The sequence below is a fragment of the Streptomyces sp. KR55 genome (genome assembly GCF_052245645.1).
Classification (GTDB): domain Bacteria; phylum Actinomycetota; class Actinomycetes; order Streptomycetales; family Streptomycetaceae; genus Streptomyces; species Streptomyces flavusporus.
Genome location: NZ_JBQQCE010000318.1, coordinates 1 through 11,481, shown reverse-complemented (window position 1 = coordinate 11,481; position 11,481 = coordinate 1). Strand labels below are relative to the sequence as shown.

Sequence of the window (11,481 nt, the reverse complement as noted above, 5' to 3'; positions counted from 1 at the left end):
ACCGGGGGCGCAGCCCGGGAACCCGGGCATGCCGGGACCGCGAGCGTCGGGCGCGGCGGGGTCCGGGGCGGGGGCGGCCGGCCTGGCGGGGTCCGGCCCGGGCGTATCCGGTTCGGCGGGTTCCGCCCCGGCGGGGTCCGGCTCGGGCGTATCCGGTCCGGCGGGTTCCATCCCGTTGGGCTCCACCCCGGCGGGGTCCGCTCCGGCGGCATCAATCCCAGGCCCCTCCGGCCCCGGCGCCCCCACCCCGGCGCCCTCCTCCGGCTCGGGCGGCCCCGGTTTCGGTGCCGGAAAGGCCGCCGCGGCGCGCGCTGCCGCGGTGCAGGCCGGGCAGGCGCAGGTGGCGCCGGCAGCGCAGGCCGGCGTTCAGGAGGCACCAGCCACTCCGCAGTCCATCACCCCCTCGTCCGCGCCCCCCGGTGTGCCCCATCAGGCCGCCGCTCCGGGCACCGCCACCCCGGTGACCAGCGGCCCCGGTGGCGGCCAGTCCTCCTGGGCGCAGCAGGTCCACCATCTCGCCGGCCCCTCGGGGGCAGACGAGCAGCCGGTCGCACCGTGGAAGCCGCCGGTCGAGGACCCGTTCCAGGCGGCGGCGCGGCGGCAGGCGGCGGCGCGGCCCGCGGCGCTCGGCAAGCGGCTGGCCGCCCGCCTGATCGACACCGTGGTCATCGGCGCCGTCACCGCGATCGCCGCCGTACCGCTCGGTGCGCAGGCCCTCGACCACATCCAGGGCAAGATCGACGAGGCCAAGCTCTCCGGCCGGACGGTCACGGTCTGGCTGCTCGACGGTACGACGTCCACCTACCTGGGCATCATCCTCGCCGTCCTGCTCCTCTTCGGCGTCCTCTACGAGGCGCTGCCGACCGCCAAGTGGGGCCGCACGCTGGGCAAGCGGCTGCTCGGCCTGGAGGTGCGGGACATCGAGGCCCATGAGGCTCCGTCCTTCGGCGCGGCCCTGCGCCGCTGGCTGGTCTACAGCGTTCCCGGACTGCTCTGCGTCGGTCTCATCGGCGTCCTGTGGTGCCTGTTCGACAAGCCGTGGCGCCAGTGCTGGCACGACAAGGCCGCACACACGTTCGTTGCGGGCTGACCTCCACCCGGGTGACCAGGTAATTCCGTACCCCCGGACGGCCGCTCGCCGGATGCGCGGTGGGAGGGTTCGCGGTCCACTCGGGCCATGAGCACCGAACCGCCCCCCGGATCCGGCGGACAGCCGCCGGAGGACGATCCGTTCAAGAAGCAGCCCCCGCCCGGCGAGGGGGCTGGCTCACCGTACGACTCGCCCCCGGGCGGCCAGGAACCCCCGCCGTACGGCGGTGACCAGCCACCTCCTTACGGCGGTGGCCAGCCACCCCCGTACGGCGGCGGCCCCGAGGAGCCGCTCGCAGGGATGCCCCCGCTCGCCGACAGCGGCAAGCGCACGCTCGCCCGCATCATCGACATGATCCTCGTCGGCGTCGTCGTCTGGCTGCTCACCTGGGGTTTCAACGTCGACGAGTACCAGGTCGGGCGCGGCGGGGTCGACACCGGAAACTCCCTCGCGCAGTCCACCATCGCCGCCGTGCTCTTCACGGCGTACGACACCTTCATGATCAGCAAGTGGGGGCAGACGCTGGGCAAGAAGTGGCTCGGCATGCGGGTGGCCAACCTCGACAACGGCGCCACGCCCTCGGTGCAGACCGCGCTGATCCGCTCCGCGGTGCTCTGGATTCCGTTCGCGTTCTGCTGTGCCTGTCTCTGGACGGTGCTCTGCGGCGGCTGGAGCTTCTTCGACAAGCCCTACAAGCAGGGCCTGCACGACAAGGCGGCCAAGACGGTGGTGGTCAGCGCGACGTGACGCCGGATGTGACGCCGGACGTCGGCTCCCGTACCGGCTCGGGTGCCGCCGGGACCGGGGCCGCCACGCGGGAGGCCGGGGCGGAGCGCCGTACGACGGTCGGTGTGCGCTTCGGCATGGGTACCGTCAGGGCGACCAGCAGCCCGAGGACGAGCGCCGCGACGGCGATGACCGCGATGCCCGCACCCGAACTCGTCTGTGACAGCAGCAGCATGGCGAGCGTCGAGGCGATGACGGTCAACGAACCGTAGGCGAGCTGTGCGGCAGTCGGACGAGGCATGGCAATCGAGTCCTAGAAAGTGGGGGTGGTCTCCCCCCGTGCCTCTCGCTTGGGGGAGGGTGCGGACAGAATCTATTCGCGTGCATGCCCGAGTGGAACGAACCGTAAGCGTGAGATGACCAACAGTGCCGGTGCATAAGGGGCGCACCGATTCATGCAGTCCGGCAAGTGGACGGTCCTGCGCGCCCGTTGAGCGAAGCGCACTGTTCGGTAAGCGAAACGTCGTCTCCGCATAATGCAGTTGTCCTGCTCAAGTCAAGGTCTGTCTTTTCTTCTCAACCTCTAGTCAAATGTCGTCACTTGACTACACGCGTTGATCACGCGCGCGCGGAGCGCTCCATGACCCGGCCTTCCCTTCCGCGCGCCCGGACGCGGGGGAGGATCTCAAGTGACCAGCAGACCCTGGACGTTCAGAGCGACCGCGACCGCAGTCGCGTTCGCCGCGGCAACCGCCATGTTCTCCACCTACGCGGTGGCGCAGGGCGATCCCGCAGACTCCACCGCCGTAGAGCGGAGGGACCCGGCCACACCCGAGGCGCACGACGAGCACAAGCACGACCTCGACGGCCCGCTCACCAAGACCGTCGAAGCCCAGCGCGAAGAGGCCCTGAACCAGGTCATATCCGGCCAGGCGAAGGTCAAGGAGCGCGAAGGCTCCAAGGTCGTCGAGCTCAAGAGCCGCAAGGGCGACAGCAAGTACGTGGAACTCGGCCGGGAGAAGACCGACAAGATCTTCACCGTTCTGGTCGAGTTCGGCGACCAGATCGACAGCCGCTACGGCGGCACGCCCGGCCCGCTGCACAACCAGATCGCCGAGCCGGACCGCACCCAGGACAACAGCACGGCCTGGCAGGCGGACTACAACCAGGAGCATTTCCAGGACCTGTACTTCGGCGAGGGCACCGCCTCGATGAAGACCTACTACGAGAAGCAGTCCTCGGGCCGCTACTCCATCGAGGGCGAGGTCACGGACTGGGTCAAGGTCCCCTACAACGAGGCACGTTACGGCTCCAACAAGTGCGACCCCGACAACTGCGCCTGGTACGCGGTGCAGGACGGCGTCAACGCGTGGGTCGACCAGCAGAAGGCAGCCGGCAAGACCGACGCGGAGATCAAGGCCAAGCTCGCCGAGTACGACCAGTGGGACCGCTACGACTTCGACGGCGACGGCGACTTCAACGAACGCGACGGCTACATCGACCACTTCCAGATCGTGCACGCCGGCGAGGACGAGTCCGCGGGCGGCGGCGCGCAGGGCGAGGACGCGATCTGGGCCCACCGCTGGTACGCGTTCGGCACCGACGCCGGCGCCACCGGCCCCGACGGCAACCGGCTCGGCGGCACGCAGATCGGCGACAGCGGCATCTGGGTCGGCGACTACACCATCCAGCCGGAGAACGGCGGACTCGGCGTCTTCGCCCACGAGTACGGCCACGACCTCGGTCTGCCGGACCACTACGACACCAACGGCGGCGAGAACTCCACCGGCTTCTGGACCCTGATGTCCTCCGGCTCCTGGCTCGGCACCGGCAAGGACACCATCGGCGACCTGCCCGGCGACATGACCGCCTGGGACAAGCTCCAGCTGGGCTGGCTCGACTACGACGTCGCCAAGGCGGCCACGAAGTCGACGCACAAGCTGGGCGTCGCCGAGTACAACACCAAGAACAAGCAGGCCCTGGTGGTCGAGCTGCCCGACAAGGCGGTCACCACCGAGGTCGTCACCCCCGCCGAGGGCGCCACCCAGTGGTGGAGCGGCAGCGGCGACAACCTCCGTAACACGCTGGCCCGTTCCGTCGACCTGACCGGCAAGTCGTCGGCCGCCCTCACCCTGGACGGCTGGTACGACATCGAGGCCGACTACGACTACCTCTACACCGAGGTCTCCACCGACGGCGGCGCCACCTGGACGCCGGTCGACGGCACGGTCGACGGTCAGCCGATCCCGCGTGACGGCAGCGACAAGCCGGCCCTGACCGGCACGGTCGACGGCTACAAGAAGCTGTCGTACTCCCTCGACGCCTACGCAGGGCAGAAGATCGACCTGCGCTTCCGCTACGCCACCGACGGCGGTGTGGCGCAGCTGGGCTTCGCGGCCGACCGGATCTCCGTGACCGCCGACGGCAGCGCGCTGTTCACGGACAACGCCGAGAGCGCGGACGCGGCCTGGACGGCGAGCGGGTTCTCCCGCATCGGCGCGTCGTTCACCAAGGAGTACCCGCAGTACTACATCGCCGAGAACCGCCAGTACGTGTCGTACGACAAGACCCTGAAGGTCGGCCCGTACAACTTCGGCTTCGCCACCACCCGTCCGTCCTGGGTCGAGCACTTCCCGTACCAGAACGGCCTGTTGATCTGGAAGTGGGACACCTCCCAGACGGACAACAACACCAGCAAGCACCCGGGCGTCGGCCTGCTCCTGCCCGTCGACTCCCACCCGACCGCGCTGAAGTGGTCCGACGGCACGCTGATGCGCAACCGCATCCAGACCTACGACGCGCCGTTCAGCCGCTACCGCACGGACGGCGTCACGCTGCACAACGCGGACGTCGTCACCCGCATCCCGTCGTCGAAGGGCGTGCCGGTCTTCAACGACCACACCAGCACCTACTACGACGAGAGCAACAAGCCCGGCGGCGTCAAGATCACTGACACCAACACCAAGATCAGGATCGTCAAGGAGGCCAAGAACGGCTCGACGATCTTGCTCGAAGTCGGTCCCGCGGTGAAGTAACCAGCATTTCCGCAGGTCAGAAACGTATCGGCGGCAACCCCTGGCGGGTTGCCGCCGATCGTGTTTAGGTGCGTCCTGTGGCTCTCTTATTGACACCTGATCGAACGGGGATGTGACTGCATGGCCGCAGGAGGTTTCTGCAAGCTGCCGAACGGCACGGTGGTCGTGGCGCTGAACCTGCCCAGCCCCGCCGCCGACGGCCCGGCCGGAGTGCGCGTCCTGGTGCACGCCCAGAACCGGGCCCGCGCCCTCACCCGGCTGCGCAACCTCGGCCTGCGCGCGGTCTACCTGCGCGGCAACGCGGCCCCGCCGACCCCGGACGAGATCACCGCGGTCCTGCACCACCCCGACGGCCTGATATGGCGCACGGCCCCCGACAGCGGAGTCGGCCCCATGGAGCTGTGGCGCCCGATCAGGGCCCTGCTCAGACAGCCGACGGCACAGACGTAGGTGCGCCCCCTACTGAACGACCGGCTTCCCGGACAGCTCCACGCCCGCCTCCCGCAGCTCCTCCAGCGCCCGCTCGGTGCTCTCCTGGGCCACCCCTGCGGTGAGGTCCAGCAGCACATGCGTACGGAAGCCCTCCCGTACGGCGTCCAGGGCGGTGGCCCGTACGCAGTGGTCGGTGGCGATGCCGACCACGTCCACCTCGTCGATCGACCGGGCCTTCAGCCAGTCGGCCAGGGACACGCCGTTCTCATCGACCCCCTCGAACCCGCTGTACGCCGCCGAGTACGCCCCCTTGTCGAACACGGCGTCGATCGAGCCGGACGCGACGGCCGGGGCGAAGTTCGGATGGAAGCCGACCCCCTCCGTGCCCGCGACGCAGTGCGCGGGCCAGGAGTGGACGAAGTCGGGGTTGTCCGCGAAGTGGCCCCCCGGGGCGATGTGGTGGTCGCGGGTCGCCACGACATGGCGGTACCCGGCGGGGGCCTGCCCGATCAGCTCGGTGATCGCGGCGGCCACATCGGCACCTCCGGCCACCGGGAGGCTGCCCCCTTCGCAGAAATCGTTCTGCACGTCTACGACGATCAAGGCGCGGCGCATGGTCGGTGTCCTTCGGCTATGGGGCGGCTATGGGGTCTCGGCTATGGGGTCTCTTCGGTCACGGTGCCGAGAGGTGCGGGCCCGGCCGGTGATGAACCTGAACCTCCGAGCCTAGAGACTTCGGGGGCGGTGCGGGAGGGGGCACCACCGGGCGCGTACCCCCGCGCCCTGCCTAACCGGCGGAACCTTCGTGGACGTACTCCGTCGGAATGACGGGTTCCCCCTGCGACAGCTGGGTAGCCGAGAGCGGCAGACCGGCGAGGACGGCGATGTGCCTCTCGCGCGGGGCATCGAGCGGCTCGCGGGCGACCACCTCGCCGCCCTTGACCAGCTCGACCAGGAGCTGCCGGTCGACGAGCCCGTCCGGTACCGGCCCGGTACCGACCACCTCCGCCTCCGCGACGCTCTGCTCGTCCAGCCGGCGCGCGGCCCACTTGCGGCCGCCGATGGAGGTCTTGCCGCCGGTGGCCTTCTTCGCCACCGGCACCAGCGGCGCCTTCGGGTCGGCGGACTCGGCGCGGGCGACCAACTTGTACACCATGGAGCAGGTCGGGTGCCCGGAGCCGGTGACCAGCCGGGTGCCGACGCCGTACGCGTCCACGGGCGCCGCGGCGAGTGAGGCGATGGCGTACTCGTCGAGATCCGAGGTCACGATGATCTTCGTGTTCGTGGCCCCCAGCTCGTCCAGCTGCTGCCGCACCCGGTGCGCGACCAGCAGCAGGTCGCCGGAGTCGATCCGGACGGCGCCCAGCTCGGGACCGGCGATCTCCACGGCCGTACGGACCGCCTCGGCGACGTCGTAGGTGTCCACCAGCAGGGTGGTCCCGCGGCCCATGGTGTTGACCTGGGCCTGGAAGGCGTCCCGCTCGCGGTCGTGCAGCAGGGTGAACGCGTGCGCGGACGTGCCGACCGTGGGGATGCCGTAGCGGAAGCCGGCGGCCAGGTCGGAGGTGGAGGCGAAGCCACCGACGTACGCGGCGCGTGCGGCGGCGACGGCGGCCAGCTCGTGGGTGCGGCGGGCGCCCATCTCGATCAGCGGGCGCTCCCCGGCGGCCGACGCCATGCGCGAGGCGGCCGCGGCGATCGCGGAGTCGTGGTTGAGGATGGAGAGGATCACCGTCTCCAGCAGCACGCACTCGGCGAACGACCCCTCGACCCGCATGACCGGCGAGCCCGGGAAGTACACCTCACCCTCGGGGTAGCCCCAGATGTCGCCGTTGAACCGGTAGTTCGCGAGCCAGTCCAGGGTCTCCTCGCCGACGATTCCGCGTGCGCGCAGGAAGCCGAGGACGCCCGCGTCGAAGCGGAAGTTCTCGACGGCGTCCAGGACACGGCCGGTGCCCGCCACCACGCCGTAACGGCGCCCGTCCGGCAGCCGCCGGGTGAAGACCTCGAAGACACTGCGCCGCTCGGCGGTGCCCGCCTTCAGCGCGGCCTGGAGCATCGTCAGCTCGTACTGGTCCGTGAAGAGCGCCGTCGACGGAACTTCCACCGGCAGCCCAATGTCCGCTGTGCTCATGGCAACCGATGGTACCCCCATTTCGTCAGTGTGACGATTTAGCGGGCGCATGGCAGCATGGGACATGTGACGTCAGCCGCTCCCATCGAGATCGAACGCACCGAGTCGGCGGAGGAGGTCTCTGCCGTACCAGAGCCCGACGTCCCCTGGGTCACGATCGTCCACAACGACCCGGTCAACCTCATGAGCTATGTGACGTACGTCTTCCAGTCGTACTTCGGCTACTCCAAGGACAAGGCCACCAAGCTCATGCTCGACGTCCACCACAAGGGCCGGGCGGTCGTCTCCAGCGGTACGCGCGAGGAGATGGAACGCGACGTGCAGGCCATGCACGGCTACGGTCTGTGGGCCACCCTCCAGCAGGACCGGAAGTAGCGATCGCCGCCATGCCAGGAACCTTCGAACCGCTCCCCGGCGGCGGCGCGGCCGTCGCGCTCGACGATGTCGAGATCTCCATCATCCGGTCGCTGGCCGTCCAGCTTCTGGAACTCATCGGTCCCGGCCCCGGCGAGGACGCCTCCGCCGACCCGCTTGCCGAGCTGTTCGCCGAGGGGCCCAGCGAACCGCCCTCCGACCCGGTGCTCCGGCGACTGTTCCCGGACGCCTACCGCGACCCCGAGAGGACGCCGGGGCCCGAGGCGGCCGAGGAGGAGAAGGCGTACTCCGCCGAGTTCCGCCGCTACACCGAGAACGACCTGCGCGCCGGCAAGCGCGAGAACGCCCTCGCCGTGATCCGCTCACTGGACATGCTGGCGTCCGCGGGGGACGGCGGGGCGGTCCTGGAGCTGACGGTGGAGCAGTCCCAGCAGTGGCTCGGCGCCCTCAACGACCTGCGCCTGGCCATCGGTTCCCGGCTGGAGATCACCGACGAGGACGACACCGACCTTCTCTACCAGCTGCCGGACGAGGACCCGCGCAAGCCGATGGTGATGGCGTATCTGTGGCTGGGCGGGCTTCAGGAGACGTTGGTCAGCACGCTTATGCCGTAAATGTGTGGATCTTGTGTTCGCTCAGCGGACGCTCAAATCCGGATAACGATCCCGTCACCGTGCCTGCGCTGTATGCGTGTTTAAGGTGCGATCTGTCCTCTTCTTCCTGTGTGATGCGCCACAGGGTCGCCGGGTGATCAGAGTTGCGGCCGTGATAAATCTTCACGACCGCCCGGCGAACACCACCCGTATGTCCGCCGGGTGCGCCACCGAGCCGGCGACCGCCGGCCAGGCCCAGCGGGACGCGGGGAGGCCCGAGCCCGCTTGCTCCATCAATCCGGGGGGATCGAAACCCGATCCGAGGCCGACGAGAGGCCGGGGTCGGCATGGAGAAAGGCGCACTACACATGACCTCTGCGAAGGTCACCGAAGCCCCTGAAGAGGGGTACGAGCGGGGACTCGGCAGCCGTCAGGTCCAGATGATCGCGATCGGCGGCGCCATCGGCGTCGGCCTGTTCCTGGGCGCCGGGGCGAACATCGCCAAGGCCGGGCCCAGCCTGATCCTCATGTACGCCCTCGCGGGCGTGATCATCTTCTTCATCATGCGGGCGCTCGGCGAGCTCCTGCTCTACCGCCCTGTCTCGGGCTCCTTCGCGGAGTACTCCCGCGAGTTCCTCGGCCCGTTCTTCGGCTACTTCACCGGCTGGACGTACTGGCTGATGTGGGTGGTCACCGGCATGGCGGAACTCACCGCCGCCGCGATCTACGTCAACTACTGGTTCCCGTCCATTCCGCAGTGGGTGACGGCACTGGTCTTCCTGGTGATCCTGTTCGGGGTCAACCTGATCTCCGTGAAGCTCTTCGGTGAGCTGGAGTTCTGGTTCTCGATGGTCAAGGTCACCGCCCTGATCGGCATGATCGTGATCGGCCTCGGCGTGCTGACCTTCGGCTTCAGCAGCGCCGGTGACACGGCGGCCGTCTCCAACCTCTGGGCCTTCGACGGCTTCTTCCCCAAGGGCATCGGCTCGTCCCTGATGACCCTGCAGGGCGTCATGTTCGCCTACCTCGCCGTCGAACTCGTCGGCGTCACGGCGGGCGAGTCCGAGAACCCGGAGAAGACGCTCCCCAAGGCGATCAACACGCTGCCCTGGCGCATCGCGCTCTTCTACGTCGGTGCCCTCACCGTCATCCTCTGCGTCGTGAAGTGGACGGAGTTCGCGCCAGGCGTCAGCCCGTTCGTCGAGGCCTTCGCACAGATCGGCATCCCGGCGGGCGCGGCCATCGTCAACTTCGTCGTGCTCACCGCGGCGCTGTCGTCCTGCAACTCCGGCATGTACTCGACGGGCCGCATGCTGCGGAACCTGGCCGAGAGCGGCGAGGCCCCCAGGGCCTTCACCAAGCTGTCGTCGACCAAGACGCCCGCCCTGGGCATCTTCGTCTCCGTGCTCTTCATGGGCATCGGCGTGGTCCTGAACTACATCGTCCCGGAGAAGGCCTTCGGCTACGTCACCTCCATCGCCACCGCCGCCGGCATCTGGACCTGGCTGATGATCCTGGTCAGCCACGTCCTGTACCGCCGCGCGGTGGTCGCGGGCCGGCTGCCCGCCTCGTCCTTCCCGGCGCCGGGCGGCGCGGTGTGCTCCTACATCGCCATCGCGTTCCTGCTCTTCGTGACCGGCATCATCGCCTACGACGCCGACGCCCGCGTCTGCCTCTACGTGATGGCCGGCTGGGCCGCTGCCCTGGCCATCGGCTGGGCGGTCCTCAAGGCCCGCAACCCGGAGATCACCGAGCGCCGCACCCCGGAGTTCGAGAAGGTCGGCTGACGACCACCGGACGGTTCCTAGCGTCAGGGAGTACTCGTGGCACTCCCTGCCGCTGCCGCTCAGGACGTCCGGCATGTGGGCTGCCCCGTACCGCCCTTCGGTACGGGGCAGCCCTTCTGCTTATCCTGGCCAGCATGCTGACCCTCACCCAGGCCCTCTTCGACCAGATCGTCGCCCACGCGCGCGAGGACCACCCCGACGAGGCGTGCGGCGTGGTCGCGGGCCCGGTGGGCTCGGGCCGCCCGGAGCGCTTCATCCCGATGCTGAACGCGGCCCGCTCGCCCACGTTCTACGAGTTCGACTCCGGCGACCTCCTCAAGCTCTACCGCGAGATGGACGACCGCGACGAGGAGCCGGTGATCATCTACCACTCCCACACGGCCACCGAGGCCTACCCCTCCCGCACCGACATCTCCTACGCCAACGAGCCCGGCGCGCACTACGTCCTGGTCTCCACCGCGGACACCGACGGAGCCGGCGAGTTCCAGTTCCGGTCGTTCCGGATCATCGACGGCGAGGTGACGGAGGAGGAGGTCAAGGTCGTGGAGGCCTACTGATCCCGGGATTCGGTCAGAATTCATCCACTATCCGAGATCACATTCCAGGACCCGGACCGGGAATCGATACGATGAGCCCATGGTTTTCCACGACGTGAGCGACAAGGCGGCGGAGCCCTTTTGGGCGTTGCTGCTCGTGGCGCGGCTGCACGTCGACCTGTGCAGGCTCGCCAGCGCCATCTGTTGACGCTGCCCTGCCGCCGTACGGCCGTGAGCCGCGGCGCCACACATGCACGACCTGCTGTTATCTGCGCTGCCGCGCGCCCACCGACCTGACCACTCCCGACAGGAGCCCTGAGCCATGGCCATCGAGGTCCGCATCCCCACCATCCTCCGCCAGTACACCGACGGTCAGAAGGCTGTCGAAGGCAGTGGGGACACCCTCGCCGAGCTGTTCGCCGACCTCGACGCCCGGCACACGGGCATCCAGGCCCGCATCGTGGACGGCGACCAGCTGCGCCGCTTCGTCAACGTCTACCTGAACGACGAGGACGTCCGCTTCCTCGACGGCATCAACACCAAGCTGTCCGACGGCGACAGCGTCACGATCCTGCCGGCCGTGGCCGGCGGCATGGCCTGAGGTCTCTGACCACCGATGCGTTACGACTCCCCGCTGGCCGCGGTGGGCAACACCCCGTTGGTGCGCCTGCCGCGGCTCTCGCCGTCCGCCGACGTCCGGATCTGGGCCAAGCTGGAGGACCGCAACCCGACCGGCTCGGTCAAGGACCGTCCCGCCCTGCACATGATCGAGC

General features: G+C 69.2%; 14 protein-coding genes. 11 read left to right on the top strand and 3 right to left on the bottom strand.

Annotated elements, in window-relative coordinates; all coding sequences use genetic code 11:
- Both ACTWQJ_RS35165 and ACTWQJ_RS35160 read left to right on the top strand, forming a co-directional pair.
- On the top strand, positions 1–1,090 hold a 1,090-nt coding region (locus tag ACTWQJ_RS35165; RefSeq protein WP_443310518.1), incomplete at its 5' end, for an RDD family protein.
- 87 nt (positions 1,091–1,177) lie between these two features.
- The gene (locus ACTWQJ_RS35160) at positions 1,178–1,837 is read left to right on the top strand and encodes an RDD family protein (protein WP_443310517.1); all 660 of its coding nucleotides are present in this window, start codon (positions 1,178–1,180) and stop codon (positions 1,835–1,837) included.
- Here the strand turns inward: ACTWQJ_RS35160 and ACTWQJ_RS35155 are convergent.
- Complete coding sequence (locus ACTWQJ_RS35155; RefSeq protein ID WP_443310516.1) at positions 1,824–2,117, bottom strand: hypothetical protein; 294 nt, start codon at positions 2,115–2,117, stop codon at positions 1,824–1,826. The genes ACTWQJ_RS35160 and ACTWQJ_RS35155 overlap by 14 nt on opposite strands.
- 388 nt (positions 2,118–2,505) lie before the next feature.
- Here ACTWQJ_RS35155 and ACTWQJ_RS35150 point away from each other — a divergent pair, with 388 nt between their 5' ends.
- Complete coding sequence (locus tag ACTWQJ_RS35150) at positions 2,506–4,851, top strand: immune inhibitor A domain-containing protein (RefSeq protein ID WP_443310515.1); 2,346 nt, start codon at positions 2,506–2,508, stop codon at positions 4,849–4,851.
- Positions 4,852–4,971: 120 nt separating this feature from the next.
- Positions 4,972–5,301, top strand: coding sequence for a hypothetical protein (locus tag ACTWQJ_RS35145; protein WP_443310514.1), 330 nt, complete (start codon positions 4,972–4,974; stop codon positions 5,299–5,301).
- A gap of 9 nt (positions 5,302–5,310) precedes the next feature.
- Here the strand turns inward: ACTWQJ_RS35145 and ACTWQJ_RS35140 are convergent, their stop codons facing one another.
- Both ACTWQJ_RS35140 and ACTWQJ_RS35135 read right to left on the bottom strand, forming a co-directional pair.
- Entirely contained in the window at positions 5,311–5,898 is a 588-nt protein-coding gene (locus ACTWQJ_RS35140; RefSeq protein WP_443310513.1) for an isochorismatase family protein, read from the bottom strand.
- Between the two features lie 172 nt (positions 5,899–6,070).
- Positions 6,071–7,417: a nicotinate phosphoribosyltransferase gene (locus tag ACTWQJ_RS35135; RefSeq protein ID WP_443310512.1), complete on the bottom strand. Its 1,347-nt coding sequence runs from the start codon at positions 7,415–7,417 to the stop codon at positions 6,071–6,073.
- Positions 7,418–7,474: 57 nt separating this feature from the next.
- Between ACTWQJ_RS35135 and clpS the strand changes: the two genes are divergently transcribed.
- From clpS to ACTWQJ_RS35100, 7 genes are all read left to right on the top strand, one after another.
- Positions 7,475–7,792 carry an ATP-dependent Clp protease adapter ClpS gene (gene clpS, locus ACTWQJ_RS35130; protein ID WP_409471845.1) on the top strand — a complete coding sequence of 106 codons (318 nt, stop codon included), beginning with the start codon at positions 7,475–7,477 and terminating at the stop codon, positions 7,790–7,792.
- An 11-nt stretch (positions 7,793–7,803) separates the two neighbouring features.
- Positions 7,804–8,406: a DUF2017 domain-containing protein gene (locus ACTWQJ_RS35125; protein WP_443310511.1), complete on the top strand. Its 603-nt coding sequence runs from the start codon at positions 7,804–7,806 to the stop codon at positions 8,404–8,406.
- A gap of 347 nt (positions 8,407–8,753) precedes the next feature.
- Complete coding sequence (locus ACTWQJ_RS35120) at positions 8,754–10,172, top strand: amino acid permease (protein ID WP_385786579.1); 1,419 nt, start codon at positions 8,754–8,756, stop codon at positions 10,170–10,172.
- Between the two features lie 134 nt (positions 10,173–10,306).
- On the top strand, positions 10,307–10,729 hold the full coding sequence (locus tag ACTWQJ_RS35115; protein ID WP_129799732.1) for a Mov34/MPN/PAD-1 family protein: 423 nt from the start codon (positions 10,307–10,309) through the stop codon (positions 10,727–10,729).
- 79 nt (positions 10,730–10,808) lie between these two features.
- A complete protein-coding gene (locus ACTWQJ_RS35110; RefSeq protein WP_443310510.1) occupies positions 10,809–10,916 on the top strand; it encodes a putative leader peptide in 108 nt (35 codons plus the stop codon).
- A 114-nt stretch (positions 10,917–11,030) separates the two neighbouring features.
- Positions 11,031–11,309, top strand: a complete 279-nt coding sequence (locus tag ACTWQJ_RS35105; RefSeq protein ID WP_224737453.1) for a MoaD/ThiS family protein — start codon at positions 11,031–11,033, stop codon at positions 11,307–11,309.
- Between the two features lie 15 nt (positions 11,310–11,324).
- Positions 11,325–11,481: pyridoxal-phosphate dependent enzyme (locus ACTWQJ_RS35100; RefSeq protein ID WP_443310519.1), on the top strand; the 157-nt coding region annotated here is incomplete at its 3' end.